Source organism: Stenotrophomonas sp. 2YAF26, assembly GCF_052114625.1.
Classification (GTDB): domain Bacteria; phylum Pseudomonadota; class Gammaproteobacteria; order Xanthomonadales; family Xanthomonadaceae; genus Stenotrophomonas; species Stenotrophomonas indicatrix.
This window is the reverse complement of sequence record NZ_JBFRFC010000016.1, coordinates 1-22,568: the sequence shown is the minus strand read 5'-3', so window position 1 is coordinate 22,568 and position 22,568 is coordinate 1. Positions and strand designations below refer to the sequence as shown.

At 66.0% G+C, this 22,568-nt stretch carries 21 protein-coding genes and 2 rRNA genes; 5 read left to right on the top strand and 18 right to left on the bottom strand.

The genetic code is table 11. The annotated features are described in order from the left end of the window. Position 1: 1 nt before the first annotated feature. Genes AB4Y98_RS16155 through AB4Y98_RS16145 form a run of 3 tightly spaced genes read right to left on the bottom strand, consistent with a single transcriptional unit; the run spans position 2 to position 2,512 of the window. Positions 2-1,165 carry a COX15/CtaA family protein gene (locus AB4Y98_RS16155; RefSeq protein WP_312111707.1) on the bottom strand — a complete coding sequence of 388 codons (1,164 nt, stop codon included), beginning with the start codon at positions 1,163-1,165 and terminating at the stop codon, positions 2-4. A 10-nt stretch (positions 1,166-1,175) separates the two neighbouring features. Next, a complete protein-coding gene (locus AB4Y98_RS16150; protein ID WP_032975628.1) occupies positions 1,176-1,745 on the bottom strand; it encodes a hypothetical protein in 570 nt (189 codons plus the stop codon). 50 nt (positions 1,746-1,795) lie between these two features. Further along, a complete protein-coding gene (locus tag AB4Y98_RS16145) occupies positions 1,796-2,512 on the bottom strand; it encodes an SURF1 family protein (protein WP_025878288.1) in 717 nt (238 codons plus the stop codon). A gap of 57 nt (positions 2,513-2,569) precedes the next feature. Between AB4Y98_RS16145 and AB4Y98_RS16140 the strand changes: the two genes are divergently transcribed. Then, on the top strand, positions 2,570-2,788 hold the full coding sequence (locus AB4Y98_RS16140) for a twin transmembrane helix small protein (RefSeq protein ID WP_010484233.1): 219 nt from the start codon (positions 2,570-2,572) through the stop codon (positions 2,786-2,788). 53 nt (positions 2,789-2,841) lie between these two features. Here AB4Y98_RS16140 and AB4Y98_RS16135 read toward each other — a convergent pair whose 3' ends face one another. From AB4Y98_RS16135 to AB4Y98_RS16110, 6 genes are all read right to left on the bottom strand, one after another. Next, positions 2,842-3,717: a cytochrome c oxidase subunit 3 gene (locus AB4Y98_RS16135; RefSeq protein ID WP_025878291.1), complete on the bottom strand. Its 876-nt coding sequence runs from the start codon at positions 3,715-3,717 to the stop codon at positions 2,842-2,844. Between the two features lie 14 nt (positions 3,718-3,731). Next, positions 3,732-4,322 (bottom strand): cytochrome c oxidase assembly protein, encoded by a 591-nt coding sequence (locus AB4Y98_RS16130; protein ID WP_025878292.1) that lies wholly within the window; start codon positions 4,320-4,322, stop codon positions 3,732-3,734. Next, entirely contained in the window at positions 4,319-4,516 is a 198-nt protein-coding gene (locus AB4Y98_RS16125) for a hypothetical protein (protein WP_136639629.1), read from the bottom strand. Before AB4Y98_RS16125 ends, AB4Y98_RS16130 begins: the two co-directional genes overlap by 4 nt. Before the next feature lie 8 nt (positions 4,517-4,524). Continuing rightward, on the bottom strand, positions 4,525-6,132 hold the full coding sequence (ctaD, locus tag AB4Y98_RS16120; protein WP_025878294.1) for a cytochrome c oxidase subunit I: 1,608 nt from the start codon (positions 6,130-6,132) through the stop codon (positions 4,525-4,527). A gap of 61 nt (positions 6,133-6,193) precedes the next feature. Then, positions 6,194-7,150 (bottom strand): cytochrome c oxidase subunit II, encoded by a 957-nt coding sequence (gene coxB / locus AB4Y98_RS16115; RefSeq protein WP_025878296.1) that lies wholly within the window; start codon positions 7,148-7,150, stop codon positions 6,194-6,196. A gap of 11 nt (positions 7,151-7,161) precedes the next feature. Further along, a complete protein-coding gene (locus AB4Y98_RS16110) occupies positions 7,162-7,638 on the bottom strand; it encodes a DUF2244 domain-containing protein (protein WP_025878297.1) in 477 nt (158 codons plus the stop codon). A gap of 273 nt (positions 7,639-7,911) precedes the next feature. On the opposite strand from AB4Y98_RS16110, the gene putA reads away from it, so the two are divergent. Continuing rightward, the gene (putA, locus tag AB4Y98_RS16105) at positions 7,912-11,130 is read left to right on the top strand and encodes a bifunctional proline dehydrogenase/L-glutamate gamma-semialdehyde dehydrogenase PutA (protein ID WP_442244694.1); all 3,219 of its coding nucleotides are present in this window, start codon (positions 7,912-7,914) and stop codon (positions 11,128-11,130) included. A gap of 88 nt (positions 11,131-11,218) precedes the next feature. Here the strand turns inward: putA and AB4Y98_RS16100 are convergent, their stop codons facing one another. The 4 genes from AB4Y98_RS16100 to AB4Y98_RS16085 form a co-directional block, all read right to left on the bottom strand. After that, entirely contained in the window at positions 11,219-12,289 is a 1,071-nt protein-coding gene (locus tag AB4Y98_RS16100) for an AAA family ATPase (RefSeq protein ID WP_394123401.1), read from the bottom strand. Further along, the gene (pnuC, locus tag AB4Y98_RS16095) at positions 12,276-12,884 is read right to left on the bottom strand and encodes a nicotinamide riboside transporter PnuC (RefSeq protein WP_442244693.1); all 609 of its coding nucleotides are present in this window, start codon (positions 12,882-12,884) and stop codon (positions 12,276-12,278) included. Before pnuC ends, AB4Y98_RS16100 begins: the two co-directional genes overlap by 14 nt. Before the next feature lie 71 nt (positions 12,885-12,955). After that, positions 12,956-13,396, bottom strand: a complete 441-nt coding sequence (locus AB4Y98_RS16090; protein ID WP_442244692.1) for a hypothetical protein — start codon at positions 13,394-13,396, stop codon at positions 12,956-12,958. A 109-nt stretch (positions 13,397-13,505) separates the two neighbouring features. Next, a complete protein-coding gene (locus tag AB4Y98_RS16085) occupies positions 13,506-14,933 on the bottom strand; it encodes an outer membrane protein transport protein (RefSeq protein WP_025878303.1) in 1,428 nt (475 codons plus the stop codon). Between the two features lie 226 nt (positions 14,934-15,159). On the opposite strand from AB4Y98_RS16085, the gene AB4Y98_RS16080 reads away from it, so the two are divergent. Continuing rightward, positions 15,160-15,852: a rhomboid family intramembrane serine protease gene (locus tag AB4Y98_RS16080; protein ID WP_025878304.1), complete on the top strand. Its 693-nt coding sequence runs from the start codon at positions 15,160-15,162 to the stop codon at positions 15,850-15,852. A 78-nt stretch (positions 15,853-15,930) separates the two neighbouring features. On the opposite strand, the gene AB4Y98_RS16075 is transcribed toward AB4Y98_RS16080, so the two are convergent. The 3 genes from AB4Y98_RS16075 to AB4Y98_RS16065 all read right to left on the bottom strand — a co-directional run bounded on the left by AB4Y98_RS16075 (position 15,931) and on the right by AB4Y98_RS16065 (position 19,353). Continuing rightward, complete coding sequence (locus tag AB4Y98_RS16075; RefSeq protein WP_312787633.1) at positions 15,931-16,341, bottom strand: hypothetical protein; 411 nt, start codon at positions 16,339-16,341, stop codon at positions 15,931-15,933. 82 nt (positions 16,342-16,423) lie between these two features. Then, on the bottom strand, positions 16,424-18,013 hold the full coding sequence (locus tag AB4Y98_RS16070) for a S41 family peptidase (RefSeq protein WP_442244691.1): 1,590 nt from the start codon (positions 18,011-18,013) through the stop codon (positions 16,424-16,426). 107 nt (positions 18,014-18,120) lie between these two features. After that, entirely contained in the window at positions 18,121-19,353 is a 1,233-nt protein-coding gene (locus AB4Y98_RS16065) for a murein hydrolase activator EnvC family protein (RefSeq protein ID WP_394198230.1), read from the bottom strand. A 169-nt stretch (positions 19,354-19,522) separates the two neighbouring features. Between AB4Y98_RS16065 and AB4Y98_RS16060 the strand changes: the two genes are divergently transcribed. Further along, on the top strand, positions 19,523-20,185 hold the full coding sequence (locus AB4Y98_RS16060; protein ID WP_442244690.1) for a hypothetical protein: 663 nt from the start codon (positions 19,523-19,525) through the stop codon (positions 20,183-20,185). A gap of 78 nt (positions 20,186-20,263) precedes the next feature. Then, positions 20,264-21,979: a M28 family metallopeptidase gene (locus tag AB4Y98_RS16055; protein ID WP_312787696.1), complete on the top strand. Its 1,716-nt coding sequence runs from the start codon at positions 20,264-20,266 to the stop codon at positions 21,977-21,979. 218 nt (positions 21,980-22,197) lie between these two features. On the opposite strand, the gene rrf (AB4Y98_RS16050) is transcribed toward AB4Y98_RS16055, so the two are convergent. Together rrf (AB4Y98_RS16050) and rrf (AB4Y98_RS16045) are read right to left on the bottom strand one after the other, a co-directional pair. Next, positions 22,198-22,312, bottom strand: a 5S ribosomal RNA gene (gene rrf / locus AB4Y98_RS16050). 132 nt (positions 22,313-22,444) lie between these two features. Continuing rightward, positions 22,445-22,559: ribosomal RNA gene (gene rrf / locus AB4Y98_RS16045) — 5S ribosomal RNA — on the bottom strand. Positions 22,560-22,568: the final 9 nt, after the last annotated feature.

Sequence of the window (22,568 nt, the reverse complement as noted above, 5' to 3'; positions counted from 1 at the left end):
ATCAGTCCGGGGCACGCAGGCGGGCCAGCAGGCTGACCAATACAAACAACAGGGCAACGGCAACGCCGTTGTGCGCCACTGCCACTTCCAGCGGCAGCGCCAGCTTCACGTTGAGGATGCCGAGGGTGACCTGCAGCACCAGCAGCGTGACCAGGGCCGAAGCCCAGCCGCGCATGCTCGGCAGCCGGAACAGGCGCAGGCCCAGCCACAGCAGGTAAACGGCAACGACGATGGCAAACAGGCGATGGGCCATCTGGATGGCGATGCGCGAGGCACCGTCGAGCACGCCGCCTTCGTAGTCCACGCCGATACCGCGCCACAGGGTGAAGCCCTCGGCGAAGTTGTGCTGCGGCCACCACTGGTTGGCGCAGCGCGGGAAGTTGTCCAGCGAGGCGCTGCCGCCGCCGCACGCCAGCGCCGCGTAGTTGGCGCTGACCCAGCCACCCAGCGCGATCTGGGTGACCAGCACCGCCATGCCAATGCGCAGCAGCCACTTCAGCTTCGGCGCCTCAGCCAGGGTGATCGGCATGTGCGTGGCACGCCAGGCCATCCACACCAGCAGGCCGAACATCAGCATGCCGCCCAGCAGATGACCCATCACCACGATCGGCTTGAGCAGCAGGGTCACCGTCCACATGCCCAGCAGCGCCTGGAAGATCACCACCGCCAACGTCAGCAGCGCAGCGCGCGCCAGGTCGATGTTGCTCCAGCGCAGCGCCGCGATCAGCAGGATGGCCTCACCAACCAGCGCCAGCGCGCTGGCGGTTCCATGCCAGCCCATCATGTACAGCGGTATGCCCGCGGCCACCAGCACGCAGGCGGTGACTACCGCCGTGCTTCCGAAACGCCGCTTGCGCGTGGCCAGCAGGGCCAGGGTCAGGATCTCGATGCCGAGCGCGCCAGCCAGGAAGCGGTGCACCTGCTCACGCCAGGCCTTGTGTGTTTCCAGCGGACGGATCTCCGCTGCCGGGTGGCCAATGGTCTCTTCCACGTGCTGCGGCCAGGTCGCCTGCCCATAGCAGGTCGGCCAGTCCGGGCAGCTCAGGCCGGCATCGGACAGGCGCACGAAGGCACCGAACATGATCGTGCTCGCGGTCATGATCATGGCGAACCACGCCAGGCGGTGGAAATTGCGGTGCAGCGCCGGACGCGCGGAAAGGCTCATCAAACGGGACTCACTTCAGTTTCAGCAACGTGGCCATGTCCTTGCGCAGGCCGCCGAGATCGCTCCCGGGGGCATGACGCATGATCACGAAGCCGTTCGGATCGATCACGTAGACCGGCAGACCCGCCGGATCATCGACGCCAGGCAGCGCCGCGCGCAGGGCTGGCGACGGGGCCAGCGGCCGCAGCGCGGGCAGCGAGGCGATCGACGCCGGTGGCGTTCCCAGCCACAGGATCTCGACATTATCGGCGTTATGGCCGAACAGCTGCCACACCTTGCCCAGTCCCTGCGACAAAGTGACGCACTGCGCGTCGCAGGCTCCGGCCGGGGCCACCAACAGGCGCCATGTGCGCGCCTCGGGGTTCCAGGGGTAGGCCGCGCCATTGGCCAGCGTCGGCGGTTGCTGGCGCAGATCCACCGGCGGCTTCAGCAATTGTCCGCTGTTGCGATGTGCGGTCGGCTGCCAGCCGGAGAAACGCAGGAGGGCGGCCAGCGCCATCGCCCCGAAGAAAACGGCGAACAGCAGCACCAGGGTCCGGCGGCCGTTGCCGCGCGCCTGCGGGGAGGTAGCAGTGTTCATGCAGGGCATTTTCTCATGGTTGGGAAAGGGATGCCGGCCAGCGGCCGGCACTACCGGGCAACGGGCCGTCTTCTGCGCCATTCCAGTACCAGCGCCACCACCAGCACGGTCAGCGCCAGCCCGAACCACTGCACGGCGTAACCCAGGTGGCGCTGCGGCGGCAGCGTGTTCGGCAGCAGGTCGAGATCGCGCTCATCGCCGAACGGCAGCGCCGGGTCCAGCCGCAGCACGCGTTCGGGCAACGATGGCAGGCCCAGTGCCGCAGCCAGGCCATCGGCGGGAAGGCGACTGGCCAGCCAGCGCCCTGCAACATCGGTGGTAGTGAACGCCGGCCCCAGCGCCAGCCCGGACGAAGGGGGCGGCGCCAACAGGCCTCGCACGGCTACCGGCGACGGCGGTGCCGGCACCACCGGCAACCTGCGGTCCGGCGGCAGCGCGCGCCAGCCCAGGTCCACCAGCAACACGCTGCCCGCATCGCTGCGGAACGGACGATAGATCTTCACTCCGGCGCGGCCGTGGCGGGTCTGGTTGTCCAGCAACACCACGCCCGGCAGGAAGCGACCGTGATCGGCCACGCCATGCAGCGCGCCCTGCGCCGCCAGCGCCTGCGCCAACGGCAGCGCCTGCGCCACGGCTGGCCCCTGCGCATCCAGCAACGCCTGCTTGGCCTGCATCCGCTGCAGCTGCCACAGCCCCAGCGCGGTGAATCCGGCCATCGCCAGCAACGCCATCAGCCAGCCGATCAGGCGCGTGTGCTGGCGCATCATGACAAGTCCGTGCAAACGCGGTCAGATAGGCACATCCATCCTGCCCTCGAGCCGCGCATGAGTGATTCGCTGAAGACCCTGCTGGTAATCGCGTTTCTGATCGTCATCGTCTGGAATCTGGGCGCCGGCCTGTATTACCTGCTGGTGGACCGCGGCCAGACCAAGCGCACGGTCAATGCACTGACCCGCCGCATCGGAGTGTCGGTGGCGTTGATCGTACTGGTGATCGTGAGCATCTACATGGGCTGGATCAAACCGCACGGCATCGGCGGCTGACGCTCCATCAGGCCAGGCAGCGCCGGCGGCTGACGCTGCCGACGCCTGCGCAGTCAAAGCACGTAGACGAACAGGAACAGCATCAGCCACACCACGTCGACGAAGTGCCAGTACCACGCGGCCGCTTCAAAGCCGAAATGGTTGTCGCGGGTGAAGTGTCCCTTCGCCGACCGCAGCCACATCACGATCAGCATGATCGTTCCCAGCAGCACGTGTGCGCCGTGGAAGCCGGTCAGCATGAAGAAGGTCGAACCGTAGATGCCCGAGCCGAGCGTCAGGTTCAGTTCCTTGTAGGCGTGGATGTACTCCTCGGCCTGCAGGGTCAGGAAGCCCAGGCCGAGCAGCACGGTCAGGCCCAGCCAGATCAACAGCTGGCGGCGGTTGCCCGCCTTCAGCGCATGATGGGCGATGGTCAGGGTCACGCCCGAGGTCAGCAGGATCAGCGTATTGATCAGCGGCAGGCCCCAGGCCGGGATCGTCTGGAACGCGCCACCGATCGCTGCCGGGCCATTGGTCGGCCAGCCGGCCGAGTAGCCCTGCCACAGCAGCTCGTTGGTCATCACCCCGCGCCCTTCGCCGCTCAGCCACGACAGGCCGAGGTGGCGGGTGTAGAACAGGGCACCGAAGAAGGCACCGAAGAACATCACTTCGGAGAAGATGAACCAGACCATCCCCATCCGGAACGAACCATCCACCTGCCGGTTGTAGTTGCCGGCCTGCGACTCGCGCACCACATCGCTGAACCACCAGAACAGGGTCAGCACCAGCATCGCCACGCCGATGTAGAAGGTCCAGCGGCCCCAGCTGGCGTCATTGAGCCAACTGGCCACGCCGACCATGGTCACCATCATCGCGATGGAACCGACGAACGGCCACTTGCTCTGGGCCGGGACGAAGTACACGTTGGCGTCGGTAGGTGTCTGGGCCATGGTCGGTATCCGGGTCAGGGAGCAGCGTGGGCGCCTTCCGACGTGGCGGCGGGCGCCAGCCGATCGGACAACGCATCGTTGCGGTAGAAGGTGTAGGACAAGGTGATCGTGCGGATTTCCGGCGGCAGGTCCGGATCGACGATGAAGCGCACCGGCATGTCACGCTTCTCGCCGGCCTGCAGGGTCTGCGCAGTGAAGCAGAAGCACTCGGTCTTGCTGAAGAACCCGGACGCGCGTGCCGGCGCCACCGACGGCACCGCGCTGCCGACCACGGCCTGCTGGCTGTCGTTGCGGGCGAAGTACAGCGCCTCGTTGAGTTCGCCAGGCACCACATCCATGGTCAGCTGCTCGGGATGGAACGACCACGGCAGCCGCGAATTGACGCCACCATCGAATTCCACCCGTACGGTGCGCTTGCCGGTGGCAGCACCGGTACTGGCTTCGCTGCCCGGGCCACGTTCCAGGCGCACGCCGAATACCTTCTCGCAGGCGATGCGATACAGCGGTACCAGCGAGAACGTCAGCAGGAACACCACCACCGCAACGCCGATCAGGCGCGGCAGGCCGGCGCTGCGTGACGGAGCGGTGGCCGGTGTTTCGCTCATCGACCGATCACACCGCTGAGGATGAAGCCGACGTACACCAGCACGGCGATCGCGCCCACCCACAGCGCGGTGCGCCTGGCGCGCTGGCGCTGCTCCGCATAAAGCGGCGCGGTGCCTGGCCGCTGGCCTGCCGATGCGCTTGCGGCCAAGCGTGGCTCGGCTCTGGCCGGGGTGATCGGGCTCTCGTTATGCATGCATCACCTCAATGACCGATATCGTCGTGGGCCAGGTCACCCGGGCGGATGGTCGGCGGCGTGGTGAAGGTGTGCGCCGGTGCCGGCGACGGCAGCGTCCACTCCAGGCCGCGCGCGCCTTCCCAGGAGCGGGCCTCGGCCTTCTCGCCGTTGCGCAGCGAGGACAGCAGGATCGCAGCCATCATGAACGGCGTGGCGAACATGCCGAACGCACCGATCGAGCTGATCAGGTTCCAGTCGGCGAACGCCACCGAGTAATCGGGGATGCGGCGCGGCATACCGGCCAGGCCCAGGAAATGCTGCGGGAAGAACAGCAGGTTGACGAACACGATCGACCACCAGAAGTGCACCTTGGCCCACTTCTCGCTGTACATGCGCCCGGTCCACTTCGGCCACCAGTAGTACACCGCCGCGATCAGCGCGAACACCGCGCCGGTCACCAGCACGTAGTGGAAGTGGGCGACCACGAAGTAGGTGTCGTGATACTGGAAGTCGGCGGCCACGATCGCCAGCATCAGGCCGGAGAACCCGCCGATGGTGAACAGGATGACGAACGCCACCGACCACAGCATGGGGGCTTCGAACGTGAGCGAGCCGCGCCACATCGTGCTGACCCAGTTGAACACCTTCACCCCGGTCGGGATCGAGATCAGCATGGTGGCGAACATGAAGTAGATCTCACCGCCCAGCGGCATGCCCACGGTGAACATGTGGTGGGCCCAGACGATGAACGACAGGAACGCGATCGCCGCAGTGGCGTAGACCATCGCCTGGTAGCCGAACAGCGGCTTGCGGCTGAAGGTCGGGATGATCTCGCTGACCACGCCGAAGGCGGGCAGGATCATGATGTAGACCTCGGGATGGCCGAAGAACCAGAAGATGTGCTGGAACATCACCGGGTCACCACCACCGGCCGCATTGAAGAAGCTGGTGCCGAAGAACTTGTCGGTCAGCAGCATCGTCACCGCACCGGCCAGCACCGGCATCACCGCGATCAGCAGGAACGCGGTGATCAGCCAGGCCCAGCAGAAGATCGGCATCTTCAGCAGGTCGATGCCGGGCGCGCGCATGTTCAGCACCGTGGCGATGATGTTGATCGCGCCCATGATCGAACTGATGCCGGCCACGTGGATGGCGAACACGGTGAACGCCACGTTGTAGCCGCCCTGCAGCGACAGCGGCGGGTAAAGCGTCCAGCCACCGGCCGGCGCGCCACCGGGCAGCAGGAAGGTCAGCAGCAGCAGGCTGAAGGCCACCGGCAGCAGCCAGAACGACCAGTTGTTCATGCGCGGCAGCGCCATGTCCGGCGCGCCGATCTGCAGTGGGATCATCCAGTTGGCCAGGCCGACGAAGGCCGGCATCACCCCGCCGAAGATCATCACCAGCGCGTGTACGGTGGTCAGCTGGTTGAAGATTTCCGGACGGATGTACTGGATGCCGGGCTGGGCCAGTTCCAGCCGGATCAGCACGCTCATGAACGCGCCGATGACGAACATGATGAAGCTGAAACCCAGGTACAGCGTGCCGATGTCCTTGTGGTTGGTCGAGAAGAACCAACGCTCGAAGAAGCTCTGCGGGTGATGGTGATCGTCGTGCCCAACTGCCGAGTGCGCCATTGCAAAACACCTCTCAGGATCGGTTGTCGCCGCAGCCGCGATACGGCCGCGGGCAGTTACATCAGGCTCCGCTGGCCGCCGCCGCAGGCGTGTTGCCGGCCTCGGCGGCTGCCGGTGCCGCCGGCTGCGCCGGCGTTTCACTGGCAGGTGCGGTGGGTTCGGCGGGCGCGGCAGGCGCTGCCGGTGCAGGCGCGGGTTTGCGCTGCGCCAGCCACTGCTTGAATTCTTCCTTGGACACCGCCTCGACCACGATCGGCATGAAGCCATGGTCCTTGCCGCACAGCTCCGCGCACTGGCCGCGGTAGACACCGGGCTGCTCGATGCTGGTCCAGGCCTCGTTGATGAAGCCGGGAATGGCGTCCTGTTTCCAGCCCAGCGCCGGCACCCACCAGGCGTGGATCACATCGTCGGAGGTGATGACGAAGCGCACCTTGGTGTCCACCGGCAGCACCAGCCGGTTGTCGACATCCAGCAGGTAGTGCGGATGGCTCTCGCGGGTCGGTACCTTGCCACTCTGCCGCATGCGGTCGGACTCGCGGTCCAGGCGGCTGGTGAAGGTCACGTTCTCGCCCAGGTACTCGTACTTCCACATCCACTGGTAGCCGGTGACCTTGACCGTCATCTCGGCATCGCGGGTGTCGTACATCTTGATCAGGTTGGCCGTGGCCGGCCACGCCATCACCACCAGGATGATCACCGGGATCACCGTCCAGATGACTTCGGCCTTGGTGTTGTGGCTGAAGGTGGCAGCGACCGCGCCCTTGGACTTGCGGAACTTGAACATCGCGTAGGCCATCGCGCCGAACACGATCACGCCGATCACCGTACAGACGATCAGCGAAAGGTTGTTCGATTCCCAGGCCAGGCGCGAGGTCTGGGTCACCCCCTTGCCCATGTTCAACTGCCACGGTTTTGGATCGGCCGCCTGGGCCAGCGCCGTCCCCGGCATCGACAGCAGGGCCCCCATCGCGGCGGCCATTGCAACGCACTTCGTGCCCCACCCTCTGCTTTGCTTCATTGCCTAGACCCTTAGCGTCGTCGGTTGCCGCCATCGCTGGCGGCGAGCAAATCTTCAAGCGTTTCAACAAGCGTTTGACGTTCGGCCGGCGCGAGGAAACTCCCCACCTCCACCTGCCGGCCGCTGGATGCCAGCCGGACCCTCTGGTCGTCGGTGAGCAGGCGCACCCAGTGCGGATGAGCCCGGAACACCGGCGATCCACCGGGCACGGGGATGACCTCCACGCACGCCGGCACTACCCGGATTTCCTCCTGCCGTTCACCACTGCGCCACAACGCGCGCAACGCAGCTGCCAGCAACAGGCTGTACAGCAGCGCGAACAGGGGGGCGAATGCATTGCCGGCCACCCACCCGAAGGCGGACACCAGCCACATCACTCCCGACAACACAGCAAACAACAGGACGAACTGCCGGGCATCGAGCGCCCGTGGGGGACGCAGTCGCAGCTGCGTACCTGACCCATCCGGAGCTGTAAGCACCTCGATCATGTCGCAACCGCGTTCCTGCCGCGGGAAACGTCTCGATGGTAGCCCTGCCCTCTCGCCGGTAGCAAGGGTGCATTCACACTTTTTCCGATGCTGCAATACAGCATGGGTCCAGCGGCACGAATGACGAATTCGGCACAAAACGTACCGACTTTGCTGAACACGCTGAATCCACCACCGCTAGGGGCTATCAGCATTCATGAAGGTGGCTGCGCGGGCCTTCCTGAAGTCGAAAAAATGATTAAAATCGCCAAGTTTTCCACTGGCCGGACCGGCATGAACGCACCCTCCTCTCCCATTGCCGCCAGCGACGCCCCGCGTCACTCGGCGCTGCTGTCGCCGGAACTGCCGGCGTCCCCCAACCCGTTCCGCCAGGCCATCACCGATGGTTGGCTGAAAGACGAGGCCAGCCATGTGCGCGAACTGCTGGCGCAGGCACGCCTGCCGGCCGACGAGCAGGCCCGGGTGCAGGCGCTGGCCGCCGACCTGGTCGCCCGCGTGCGTGTGCGCGCCAAGGACCAGGGCGCGATCGAAGCCTTCATGCGCCAGTACGACCTGGGCAGCGAGGAAGGCGTGCTGCTGATGTGCGTGGCCGAAGCGCTGCTGCGCATTCCGGACCAGGAGACCGCCGACAAGCTGATCCGCGACAAGCTGGCCGATGCCGACTGGGAAAAACACCTGGGCGGCAGCGATTCGGTGCTGGTCAACGCCTCCACCTGGGGCCTGATGCTGACCGGCAAGCTGGTGCAGATGAACGACGCCACCCGCGCCGATGCGCCCAGCGCGTTCAAGCGCCTGGTCGGCCGCGTCGGTGAGCCGGTGGTACGCCTGGCCGTGCGCCAGGCGATGAAGATCATGGGCCACCAGTTCGTCATGGGCCGCACCATCGGCGAAGCGCTGGCACGCTCGCACAAGGGCGACAGCGCCAGCTACCGCTACTCGTTCGACATGCTCGGCGAAGGCGCGCTGACCATGAAGGACGCCCTGCGTTACCTGGAAGACTACCGTCGTGCGATCCACGCCATCGGTGGTGACCACAAGTCGCGTGGTGGCCGTGCCGATGGCGACGTCAACAACGCACCGGGCATCTCGATCAAGCTGTCGGCGCTGTACCCGCGCTACGAGCACGCCAAGCGCGCGCGCGTGCTGAAGGACCTGGTGCCCGGCGTGCTGGAACTGGCGCAGCTGGCCAAGAGCTACGGCATCGGCTGCACCGTCGACGCCGAAGAGTCCGATCGCCTGGAACTGTCGCTGGACATCATCGAGCAGGTGTTCGGCGATGCCTCGCTGGCCGGCTGGGATGGCTTCGGCGTGGTGGTGCAGGCTTACCAGAAGCGTACGCCGTACACGATCGACCACCTGGCCGACATGGCGCGCCGCGCCGGTCGTCGCCTGCAGGTACGTCTGGTCAAGGGTGCCTACTGGGACGCCGAGATCAAGCGCGCGCAGATCGAAGGCTATGCCGGCTACCCGGTGTTCACCCGCAAGCAGAACACCGACGTGTCCTACCTGGCGTGTGCCAAGCGCCTGTTCACCCATGCTGACGCGATCTACCCGATGTTCGCCACGCACAACGCGCACACCATCGCCGCAGTGCGCAGCATCGCCAACGGCGGCGTGTACGAGCACCAGAAGCTGCACGGCATGGGCGACGACCTGTACGCCGAAGTAGTGCCGGCCGACCGCCTCGGCCTGCCCTGCCGCGTGTACGCGCCGGTCGGCTCGCATGAAGACCTGCTGCCGTATCTGGTGCGTCGCCTGCTGGAAAACGGCGCCAACTCCAGCTTCGTCAACCGCATCACCGACGAGCGCGTGCCGATCGCCGACCTGGTCCGCGACCCGGTCGAGATGGTGTCCTCGTTCGAATCGATTCCGCATCCCAAGATCCCGCTGCCGGTTGACCTGCTGCGCAGCCAGAACCACGACAGGAAGAACTCCATGGGCGCCAATCTCGCCAACGACAACGAACTGCGCGCCCTGGCCGAGCAGCTCAACGCTGCAGTGAAGCCCTGGCAGGCCGCGCCGCTGGTGCCGGGCGCGAACCCGACCGGCGCATCGCTGCAGGTGACCAACCCGGCCGACACCCGTGAAGTGGTCGGCCAGTGGCAGGCCGCCGATGCCGCCACCGTGCAGAAGGCGCTGGCCAATGCCGTGACTGCACAGCCGGCCTGGAACCGCACCCCGGCCGCCAGCCGCGCCGCCATCCTCGAGCACGCCGCCGACCAGCTGGAAGCGCGCATGCCCGAATTCATGGCGCTGTGCGTGAAGGAAGCCGGCAAGAGCCTGCCCGACGGCATCGCCGAAGTGCGCGAAGCGGTGGACTTCCTGCGCTACTACGCCAAGCAGGCGCGCGAGCAGTTCAGCCACGCCGAGAAGCTGCCCAGCCCGACCGGCGAATCCAACGAACTGCAGCTGCATGGCCGCGGCGTGTTCGTCTGCATCAGTCCGTGGAACTTCCCGCTGGCGATCTTCCTGGGCCAGGTGGCTGCCGCACTGGCCGCCGGCAACAGCGTGATCGCCAAGCCGGCCGAGCAGACCAACCTGATCGGCTACTACGCAGTGAAGCTGCTGCACGATGCCGGCGTGCCGGCTGACGTGGTGCAGTACCTGCCGGGCGATGGCGCCACCGTCGGTGCCGCGCTGACCGCCGACCCACGCGTGGCCGGTGTGGCCTTCACCGGCTCCACCGACACCGCCCGTGCGATCAACCGCGCGATGGCTGCACGCGATGCCGCCATCGGCGTGCTGATCGCCGAGACCGGCGGCCAGAACGCCTTCATCGCCGACTCCTCGGCACTGCCGGAACAGCTGGTCAAGGACGCCATCGGTTCGGCCTTCACCTCGGCCGGCCAGCGCTGCTCGGCCGCGCGCGTGCTGTTCGTGCAGGACGACATCGCCGACAAGGTGATGACCATGCTGGCCGGCGCGATGAAGGAACTGAAAGTCGGCAACCCGGGCCTGCTGTCCACCGACGTCGGTCCGGTGATCGACGCTGACGCACTGCAGATCCTGCAGGACCACGCCGTGCGCATGGACCGCGAAGCGCGCCTGATCGCGGCTGCCGAACTGTCCGCCGAAGCGGCCAACGGCACCTTCTTCGCACCGCGTGCGTATGAGCTGAAGGATCTGGGCCAGCTGCAGAAGGAAATCTTCGGGCCGGTGCTGCACGTGATCCGCTGGAAGGGCGACCAGCTCGACGCGGTGATCGACCAGATCAACGCCACCGGATATGGCCTGACCCTGGGCGTGCATTCGCGCATCGACGAGACCGTCGACCGCATCAGCAACGGCGTCCACGTCGGTAACGTCTACGTCAACCGCAACCAGATCGGTGCGGTGGTCGGCGTGCAGCCGTTCGGCGGCCAGGGCCTGTCCGGCACCGGCCCCAAGGCCGGCGGCCCGCACTACCTGCTGCGCTTCGCCACCGAGAAGACGGTGACGGTGAACACCACCGCCGCCGGCGGCAACGCCTCGCTGCTGACCCTGGGCGACTGATCCCAAGCGTCATGCAGTAAACGAAAAACCCCGCGAAAGCGGGGTTTTTTCATGTTGGGCGGATGCGGGCCTGCCAGCCCCTGGCAACTCATTCCGCCAGCACACTGAACCGGTTGTCCGCACGCCTCACCAATTCCTCCAGCACCCGCGCGATACGCATCTCCAGATCGCCTTCCAGCAGCACATACGCCATTCCTCGCGCCTGCAACTGCTGCAGATACCACGCGTGTTGGCGCATGCGGAACTCCTCACCCACACGCGTTCCATCCTGCTCGAACGGGATATCCGGGGCGCACAGGAACAACAGGTCGTACGCACGCGCCGCGGCCCGCTGCAGTGGTTCGGGTGCAGTGCCGAACATCCAGCCGCTGTAGCCCAGCGTCACCAACGGCGTGGTATCGCAGAACACCCAGCGATGCGCATGCTGCGCGGCCTGGTCCTCGTGCTGCGGCTGGGTTGCAGCGATACGCAGCAGATCCTGCGCCTGCAGCTCGCCGCCCTGCTGCTCCCACAACGTACGCCCGAACTCCGGCACCCATGCCGTACCCAGGCGTTCGGCCAGCACCCGCGCCAGCGTGCTCTTGCCCGTGGACTCACCGCCGATGAAGGCCACCCGCTGCACATGGTCGGCATAGACCGACCGGCTCAGGCCCTGTCGATGCGCATGCGGATCGGCGCGCAGTTCGGTACCACTGGCCTGACCGATGTCGGTCGAACGCTCCAGCCGATGGTGCTGCACCGGCGCATTGAAATGCTGCGCCAGGGCTGCAGCGAAACCATCGCCGTAGTCTTCACCGGTGAAAACAGCCTGGACCGGTCCGCCAAACAGCGCCACGCACAGCCATGCGGTGAACGCGCGTTGCACCTGCTCACTGTCCTTGTCCTGCGGCAGCGCACGCACGGGAACACCCTGTTGCCTGCACAACGCCGCCAGCCGCGCATCATCCAGCACCGCCACCGTCGCCTGCGGGAAGCGCGCGCGCAGCCAACGCTCGCGACGCGCCGCGCTGTAGCCGGCAAAACCCGGCTGAGACCACCCGATCACCAGCAGCTGGGTGCAGCGTGTAGAAGCAAATTCGATCAGGCGCTCGTGGCCGAGGTGCAGCGGGCAGAACTTGCCGACCACCAACCCGCGCGGTACCCGCTCAGGCAATGCCATCGGCCGCCCTGCCCGTATCCGCTTCGGCGCGCATCAGGTGCCGCCAGTGACGCAGCGCCACCAGCGCGTTGATCCAGAAACCGACATACAGGATCGAGGTCAGGTGCAGCCCGCGGCTGTAGTACAGCGGCACCGCGATGGTGTTGACCAGCAGCCACACCCACCACGATTCCAGCTTGCGCCGCATCATCAGGATCTGTGCGATCACGCTCAACACCAGCACCGCCGAGTCGATGTAGGGCGCATACGCATTGGTCAGCCGGGTCAGCATCCAGCCGTAACCGAAGGTCGCCAGCACCGCCAACGGCAGCAGCCAGCTCCACGCGCGTGCTGGCAAGCTGGTGATGGGCAGCGGCTCGCCATGGTCACCACGCAGCCACTGCCACCAGCCGAACACGCTGATGACCACGAAGAAGAACTGCAGGACCATGTCCGCGTACAGGTGCGAGCGCTCGAACACTGCGGCGAACAGCGCGCAGCCGACGATGCCCAGCCACCACGTATGCACGTTGTTGCGACCAGCCAGCAGGATCGAGCCGGCAACGGCGATGTTGGCAGCCAGCTCCAGCTGGAAGTTCGGATCGGACAGGTTCATCGCGCTATTGTCGCGTAGATCCACGCCCCGCGGGATTGAGCCAGTAGATCCACGCCATGCGTGGATGGAAATCAAGCGCGCACGCGCACCAGCAGCCGGGGCTCTGCGCTACCCCAGCGGCCCAGTTGATGGTGCGGCGCCATCACAGGCGCGAGCCAATCCGGTGCTTGGATATCCCAGGTCACGCCATCGAACGGATGCGGCCAAGGCGTACCCTGCGGATTCGGCGAATGCAGGAACAGCGCGCTCTGGCCGCTATCCGGCGCCAACACCACCCAGCACTGGGTGTCCTGCCGCCTGCAGGCCACCGCGCGCTCGAGCAGCCGCAGCAACGCGGCGGCAACGGCGGTGCGATCACTGCCGTGGCGATTGCCACGCCCCTTCCAGTCCAAGTGGGTATGCCAGTAGTCGAACCATTCCGATGCGAGCGCATCCTGCAGCGCCACGGTGGCCCTCGCCTCTTCGGCGGCCCAGTAGCGGGTCATCTTCTTCAGGTATCGGCGATCGGCCATCAGGCCATTGTCGCGTAGATCCACGCCATGCGTGGATGCAGACCCCCGGAAAAAAGAAAGCCCCGCTTGCGCGGGGCCTCCTTCGTACTGCTTCAGGCAATCGCCGGAATCAGAACTTGTACTGCATCGACGCAGCCAGCACGTCGCCGGTGACCTTGTACTTGCCGACAACGTTGTTGGCGGTAGCGGAGGTCGAGTTGATGTTCGGATCCTTGGTGAACAGGTGGGTGTAGCCCACGCTGTATTCCATCTTCTCCGACGGCGCCCAGGTCAGGCCCAGCGACAGCCACTTGCGGGTGGTATCCGGCACGCGGACGTCACGGTGGGCGTCGGTGGTCGGGGTCTGGTCATAGGCCAGACCGCCACGCAGGGTCAGCTGCTCGTTCAGACGGTACTCGGTACCGATCGAAGCGAAGGTGGTGTCGCGGTAGTGGAACGGCAGCACGCTGTCGGGCTGGTTGGAGTCGTAGTCGACGCGCACTTCGTCGAACTTGCTCCATGCGGTGCGCGACACGTCGGCCATGATCTTCCACTGGTCGTTCACGCGGTGCGTGAAGCTGACGGTGGCGCTGGCCGGCAGGGTGATGGTCGCGCGGCCGTTGCTGTCGACGAAGGTGCCCGGAGCAGCCTGCGCCAGGAACGCTGCAGCAGCCGGGGTCATGGTGAAGTCGGCCTTGCCGTCGGTGATCTTGTGTTCGACTTCCGAGCGGTAGCTGAAGGCGATGTTGGTGCCTTCCACCGGGCTGACGGTCATGCCCAGGGTGTAGCCGACGGACACTTCGTCGCCCTTGATGCGCAGGTAACCATCAGCGGTACCCGGCGAGAAGCCGAGCTGTGCGGCCTGGCGGCCAGCGGCCTGGGCAGCGGCCTGGGCCTGTGCCGGGGTGCGGCCAGCGGCCAGTGCAGCGGCGGCAGCGCGCTGCTGGGCGCTGGCGTTGATGGCGGTACCGCCGTCGACGGCGCTGGTCAGGTCGACATTCAGGCGCTCGGCGAACACCGACGCACCGAACGACAGGTACGGGTTGACGTCGTAGGAGAAGGCCGCACCCAGGTCGATGGCCTGCAGTTCGGTCTTGACGCCGTTGTAGCGGCCGACCCAGTCACGGTCGTATTCGGTCTTGAAGCCGAACGGCACGGTCAGCGACACGCCGAAGTGCATGTTGTCCTTCTCGCCGAACGGCACGTGGAAGTACGCGGCCGGAACCGGAGCGATCATGCCGGCGTCGCCGCCGTTGCCGCCGGAAATCGGAGCGCCGTTGGCATAGCGGCCTTCGCCGCGGAACTTGGCGCCGAAGCTGATGGCGCTGACGTCACCCTGGATCTGGGTGCCTTCCAGCAGGCGCATCGAAGCCGGGTTGGTGGCGACCACCGAGGCATCGCCTTCGGCAGAGGTGGAACCAGCGAAGGCGCGGCCCAGGCCCTTGGCGCTGTTTTCCTTCAGCTGGAAGGCGGCGGCATTGGCGTCGGCGGCGGCCAGCGCACCGGCAACGCCGACGGCCAGCAGGGTCAGGCGGGCAATGGTAGAAGCAGTTTGCATCGTAGTTCTCTCTCCGGTAAGCGGTGATGGTGCTCTAAGTGCGCCTGCGCCCGTCAGGCTGGATGGCCTTTCGAAGCGCGCCGGATTCCCCTCCCGACATACGACGCCGTATGCGAGTATTACCCAGAGCCGTTAATGAAACAATAACAGCGCTGGCGCTTTCTTCGTCGCAAAAGCTGAACAGGCTCCTTCCCCGCCAAAAGCGCCCGCACGCTAGGCTAGTGCCATGTTTGTCTCCCTCCCCTCGCGCAAAAAGGCGACCCTGCGCTGGGCTACGCCCGTGCTGTTTGCGGCACTGTGGCTGGCATTCCTGTGGTCGATCTCGCGCCCGGACGATGCCCGCGGAAGCCTGTGGCTGGACTGGGGCGCCCTGTCCACCGGCCTGACCCACCCGCTGGACTGGTGGGCAACCCTGCAGGACGGCAGCGTGCTGCGCCTGTTCACCGCCCTGTTCCTGCACGCCGACTGGTCGCACCTGCTGGGCAACCTGGTGTTCCTGCTGATCTTCGGCCTGCCCGCCGAGCGGGTGCTGGGCCCGTGGCGGTTGCTGCTGCTGTTCCTGGTGGGCGGGGCGATCTCCAACCTGGTCGCGATCTACACCATGGGCAGCCCGGACCAGATCATCATCGGCGCCAGCGGCGCGGTGTCGGCATTGATCGGTGCCTATCTGGCGCTGTTCCCCGGCGCGCGCCTGGGCGTGGTGATCCCGCTGGGGCTGTTCCTGGAGTTCGTGCGCGCCCCGGCCTATCTGCTGATCGGTGTGTGGGCGGCGCTGCAGGTGGTGTTCGCCTACATCGGCCCGACCTTCGGCATGGTCGCCTGGTGGGCGCACATCGGGGGCTTCGTGTTCGGCGTGGTGTACGGCATGTACGTGCGCGCGGCGATCGCACGGCGACTGCGCAAGCGGCACGGGTTCTAGCGTCCGCTTGGTAGAGTCGAACTTGCCAGGCTGCTTCATTGCTCTGGGTCTGCTCCATCCGGAACGATGCCAGAAACGTCACTCGCGACTGACCACCAAGGTGTTGTGGTGGGTATCAAAGAGCAACGTTGCGCCGTCATTCAACACCAGGAAGTACTCGAAGAACGGCAGCTCGCCCAGCAGAGGAATCAGTTCGCTTGCCTGCAGCGTCCACATCGGCCAAGGCGATGCGCGCTCTTCTGATGCCACCAGGCAGATTTCGCTCTGCACTTGCGCCAACAGTCCAGCCAGGTAGGAGAGGCCTTCCTCACTGCTGTCGTAGTGAATCTTCTGGACAATCAACGGCGCGCTTGCCCACCAGTAGATGAGGTGGGTATCGATCCGATGGCGGCCCGCCAGCGATTCCATCAGGACGGCAGCCTGCTCCATCGGCACTGGCTGGCGCTCAAGCAGATTGCTGATCGTGGTGGTGAGAGTCGAATCGTCCATGAATCGATTCTATGGGGCGACACATGCGATCGTGCTGCCTCCTTGACGTACCGAGGTTAGCCGGGCGTGGCCCGGCGTACCATCAGGGCGTGGCCGGGGCCGGAACGGGCTTCGCTTCGGGCTTCGCTTCGGGCTTCGCTTCGGGCTTCGCTTCGGGCTTCGCTTCGGGCTTCGCTTCCGGCTTTGCTTCCGGCTTTGCTTCCGGCTTTGCTTCCGGCTTTGCTTCCGGCTTTGCTTCCGGCTTTGCTTCCGGTTTTGCTTCCGGTTTTGCTTCAGCCTTGGGCTCCGCCTTGGGCGCCGGCTTGGCGGCGACCTTCGCCGCCTTGTCCGCTTCGGCCTTCGCAGCTTCTGCCTTCAAGCGCGCCGCAACCGAACCCGGGTTCTTCAGTTCGGCCAGTGCATCGTTGATCGGGCCATCGCCCGGCAACACGGCGCCTGCGTGGTAGCCCTCGGTGCCTTCCTCGTCACCGCGCAGGTGGCCCGGCAGGGTCGCTTCACTGTAGTCACTCAGGCTGGCCGGCAATGCCTCGTCTTCCGGACGCGGTGCTGCCTTCAGTTCCACTTCCGGCACGATACCGGTGGCCTGGATCGATTTACCGCTGGGTGTGTAGTAGCGCGCCGTGGTCAGCTTCACCGAGTCACCGTTGTCCAGCGGCAGCACGGTCTGCACCGAGCCCTTGCCGAAGGTGCGGCTGCCGATCACGCGCGCGCGCTTGTTGTCGCGCAGTGCGCCGGCCAGCACTTCCGATGCACTGGCCGAACCGGCATCGACCAGCACCACCACCGGCGCGCCCTTCAGCAGGTCGCCCGGGGTTGCGTCGAAGCGTGCATCGCTGATGCTGATGCGGCCGCGGGTGCTGACGATGTTGCCCTTGTCGAGCAGGTCATCGGCCACCTGCACCGCAGCGGTCAGCAGACCACCCGGATTGCTGCGCAGATCCAGCACCAGCCCCTTGAGGTTGCCGCCGGACTGCTTCTGCAGCTGCTGCAGGTGCTTCTGGAAATCAGAGCCGGTGTCGGCCTGGAACGTGCTCAGGCGGATGTAGCCATAGCCCGGTTCCAGCAGGCGGCTGCGCACGCTGGTCACGCGGATCGTCTGTCGGGTCAGGCTGACGTCGAAGGGCTTGGGCTTGCCGTCGCGGACGATGGTCAGCACCACCTTGCTGCCGGCCGGGCCACGCAGCGGTTCGCTGGCATCGATCGCGCTGATCGGCTTGCCATCGATGGCGATGATCAGGTCGCCGGCGAGGATGCCGGCCTTGGCCGCCGGGGTGTCGTCGATCGGCGAGATCACCTTCATGCTGGCGTTGTCCGGCTGCTGCTGCAGCTCCACGCCGATGCCTTCATAGGCGCCGTTGGCCTGCTCGTCGAACGCCTCCGCATCTTCCTTGTTGAAGTAGGTGCTGTGCGGATCGAGGTCGAGCAGCAGGCCGCGCACAGCTGACTGCATCAGTTTGTTGTCATCGACCGGGTCGACATAGGCCGCGCGCACAGCGTTGTAGACGGCCACGAAGCGCCGGATGTCGTCCAGCGGTACCTTCGAGGTCACCGCCTCCTCGCTGCTCGCCGCCTTCCCGGGAGTTTCCTTCAACGGGATGGGGGCGGTGTGCTGAGCCCAGGACAGGGCCGGCAACAGAGCCAGCAAGAGGGTGGCGGTACGGGCTGCGCGCATGGATCACTCCTGTCGACGATGGCATCGTGCCCAAGGCACATGCACCGATTATGCGCGAAGCGTGGCTAAATTCCCGTTGAATCCGCCGTGCTGCGGCCAGGCGGAATTCAGCGCCGCTGCAGCCAGCTGTCCGGATTGACCGGTTGCCCACCACGGCGCAGCTCGAAGTACAGCGCCGTCACGCCCTGGCCACCGGAGTTGCCGACCTTGGCCACCGCGTCGCCACGGCTGACCCGCGCGCCGGCATCCTTCAGCAGGGTGTCGTTGTGGGCGTACAGGCTCATGTAGCCGTTGCCATGGTCGACGATCAGGATCATGCCGTAACCGGTCATCCAATCGGAGAACACCACGGTGCCGTCGGCCACGGCGGTGACGGTGCTTCCGGCAGGTGCGCCGATCAACACACCGCTGCTGGTGCGCCCGTCCGGCAGCTTGCCGCCATAGCGGGCCAGCAGATTGCCCGACAGTGGCCAGCCCAGGCCACCGACCTTCGGCGCTGGCGCCGAGGCCACGGCCGGAGGAACCTTGGTCGGCGGCGGCGGTGGACGGCCAGCCGCGGCGGCCTGGCGCGCCGCGCGCTCGGCGGCGGCCTTTTCGGCGGCAGCCTTGCGGGCGGCGGCACGGCGCTCTGCCTCTGCACGGGCCGCAGCAGCGCGCAGGTTGGCCAGCAGGGTTTCCAGTGCCTTGGCATCCTGGCCCAGTGCCTGCTCCTTCTCGCGCTTGTCCTTGAAGCGTTCTTCCAGCGAAGCCACGGTCTGCGCACGCTCGCGACGGTCCGATGCGAGCGTGGCGACCTGCTGCTTCTGCTCCCGCTGGGTACCCTGCAGGTGCTGCTGGCGCTGGGCGATCTGCGTCTGCAGTGTCTCCAGCTCCTTCAGGTCGGCCGTCAGCGTGGTGATGCGCTGCGCACGCTCGCGCTGCAGGTAGCGGTGATAAGCCAGCGCACGGTTGGCATCGGCCACCGTGTCCTGCGAAAGCAACAGCTTCAGCGGCGCGTGGTTGCCAATCTGGTAGGCCGCACGCAACAGGCCTGCCAATTCGCGATTCTGTTTTGCCAGATTGGACTGCAACGCATTGCGACGCTGCTCGGCTTCGGCCAGCGCCCTGCTCTGCTCACGCAGTGCCGCCTCGGTCTGGGCCAACGTGCGACCACTGCGTGCGACTTTTTCATCGGCCTCGCGCAGCTGCTGCGAGGCCTGTCCGCGCTGGCCCTCGATCTGCCGGCGCTCCTGCGCCACGCCCTTCAGTTCGGTGCGCAGCTTCTGCAGCTTGCGCTCGGCCTCGCGGGCCGAAGAGGTCTGCGCCACACCAGGCATGGGCAGCGCAAGGGCAAGCGCCATGCCCAGCAACAGGCAACGTCCACCGCGCAGGGTGGCGATGTGATGCCGGCGTGAGGGGAAGACGTTGTTGCGCAAGGGCTTTCCAGTGACTTCAGGCAGATGCGGAGACGTGCGGGGAATGGTGACATCTCCGCACGCGGCCTGCCAGCCGCACAACAACGAGGTTCCCATGAAAGCTCTCTCCATTCCGCTGCTGTTGGGCATTGCGCTGGCCAGTGGCCCGGCCTGGGCCCAGGCAGACGTGAGCAAGGTCAACGGCAGCATCAGCGCCGATCCGGGCCAGCGCTACGGCAAGCTGGACACCGTCAATGGTGGCATCCGTGTCGGCGAGGGCGTGGAAACCGGCAGCATCGACACCGTCAACGGCGGCGTCAAGGTCGCCGATCGTGCCCGCACCGGCAGCATCGAGACCGTCAACGGCGGCATCCGCCTCGGCCGCGAAGTGACGGCCCATGGGGATGTCAGCACGGTCAACGGCAGCATCTTCAGCGACCAGGGCAGCCAGATCGAAGGCGGCGTGGAAACCGTCAACGGCGGCATCGGCCTGGTCGGCAGCCGCGTGCGCAAGGACGTAGAGACCGTCAATGGCGACATCACCGTCGGCATCGGCTCGCAGGTCGGCGGCGGCGTGCATGTGCGCAAGCCGAACTTCAGCGTCTCGCTCACCGCCAGTCGCAAGCCGCGGGTCATCATCGGGCCGAATGCCGTGGTCAGTGGCAGCCTGTTGTTCGAGCGCGAAGTGGTTCTGTATGTCCACCGCAGCGCACGCATCGGCGCGGTCACCGGCGCCGATCCGATTCCCTTCGATACCGACACCGCCCCGGCCGATTGAGCCTGCGGCTTGGGCGATACTCCCCGATACCGGTCGCGCCCGCTGCGCGGCCGTCCCTTGTGTTTCCAGGAACCGATGATGCCCCGCAAACTCCTCCTGTGCCTGGCCGCTGCGGCCGCGCTCAGCGCCTGCAAAGGCGAAGACACCCCGGCTCCGGCGCCCAGCGCCGACAGCACCGCCAAGCCGGCCCCGCACACGTTCTCTCCCGGGATCAACGCCGCCGACTTTGGCGAGATGGTGAAGACCCTGGCCTCTGACGAGTTCGAAGGTCGCTCGCCCGGCAGCAAGGGTGAAGAACTGACGGTCAACTATATCCGCGACCAGATGCAGCGCATCGGCCTGCAGCCCGGCAACGGCGACAGCTGGTTCCAGGACGTGCCGATGACCGAAACCACGGCCGATGAGTCGACCGTGCTCACTCTCACCCAGGACGGCAAGACCCGCGAGCTGAAGTTCGGCACCGACATGGTGGTGGGCACCCGTACCGGCCAGACAGAAGTGAAGGTCGATGCCAGCGACCTCGTCTTCGTCGGCTACGGCGTGGACGCACCCGAGCAGAAGTGGAACGATTACGCCGACCAGGACTGGAAGGGCAAGACCGTGGTCATGTTCGTCAACGACCCGGGCTTCCATGTCGATGACGAGAAATTGTTCGACGGCAAGCGCATGACCTACTACGGCCGCTGGACCTACAAGTTCGAGGAAGCCGCGCGCAAGGGTGCCGCCGCCGCACTGATCGTGCATGACACCGCAGGCGCGTCCTACGGCTGGGACGTGGTGAAGAACTCCTGGGCTGGCCCGCAGTACGACCTGCCGGCCAAGGACGATGCAGAGCCGCGCCTGCCGGTGCAGGGCTGGTTGAGCGCCGACGCGGCCAAAGCCCTGTTCGCCGGTGCCGGGCTGGATCTGGACCAGGCCTACAAGGATGCCAGCAAGCGCGGCTTCAAGCCGGTGCCGCTGAAGGCAACCGCTTCGGTGGACCTGAAGAGCAAGGTCGCGCAGAAGCAGTCGCGCAACGTGGTGGGTGTACTGCCTGGCAGCAAGCGCGCCGACGAGGCCGTGCTGTACATGGCGCACTGGGATCACCTCGGCAAGCACGAGGGCGAACAGGGCGACAACATCTACAACGGTGCCGTCGACAACGCGACCGGCGTAGCCGGCATCCTTGAGGTGGCCGAAGCGATGGCCCATCAGGAGCCGAAGCCGGAACGTTCGGTGGTGTTCCTGGCGGTGACCCTGGAAGAATCCGGCCTGCTGGGTTCGAAGTACTACGTCGCCCACCCGACCTTCCCGCTGGACAAGATCGCCGGTGTCATCAACATCGATGCGATGTCGGTGGCCGGTCGCGCCAAGGACGTGACGGTGACCGGCTTCGGCAGTTCGGAGCTGGAAGACATCCTCAAGCCGCTGGCTGCAGCCCAGGATCGCACCCTGCACGGCGAAACCTCGGTACAAAGCGGCTTCTACTTCCGTTCGGATCACTTCAACTTCGCCAAGGCGGGTGTGCCGGCGCTGTATGCCGACGGCGGTGAGGACCTGCGCGACGGCGGCGTCGAGGCCGGTCGCAAGGCCGCCGCAGACTACGGTTCCAACCGTTACCACGGCCCGAAGGACGAGTATGACCCGGCCACCTGGAAGCTGGATGGCACGGTCGAGGACCTGCAGCTGATGTACGGCGTTGGCAAGGAACTGGCCGGCGGCGATCGTTGGCCCAACTGGTACGAAGGCAATCCGTTCAAGGCTGCCCGCGACACGATGATGAAGGCCAAGGCACCGGCCGCTGCGGCGAAGTAAGTCCGCCAGCAGTTGAGCTCCAAAAAAGGCGGCGCCCCTTGGGCGCCGCTTTTTTTGTGCGTGTTGTGCTGGGCCCCGGTAGTGCCGGCCGCTGGCCGGCTGGCACGTGCAGCCGCGTGATGTTCATGAGGTTGCCGGCCAGCGGCCGGCACTACCTTCGGTTTCTCGCGCGCAAAGAAAAACCCCGCTGCGTGAGCAGCGGGGTTTTTGGATGTAAACCCTGGCGATGACCTACTCTCGCATGGCTTAGGCCACACTACCATCGGCGCAGCTACGTTTCACTTCCGAGTTCGGGATGGGATCGGGTGGTTCCATAGCGCTAATTTCACCAGGGAGACGGTTGCAGCAGCGCTTGCAGCGCCAGCTCACGTACTTGCCCTTGGGGCGGAAGGAACTCAAAAAAGCAGAGCCTTCACTTAATAGAAAAAACCCCGCTGCACATGCAGCGGGGTTTTTGGGTATAAACCCTGGCGATGACCTACTCTCGCATGGCTTAGGCCACACTACCATCGGCGCAGCTACGTTTCACTTCCGAGTTCGGGATGGGATCGGGTGGTTCCATAGCGCTAATTTCACCAGGGAGGCGGTT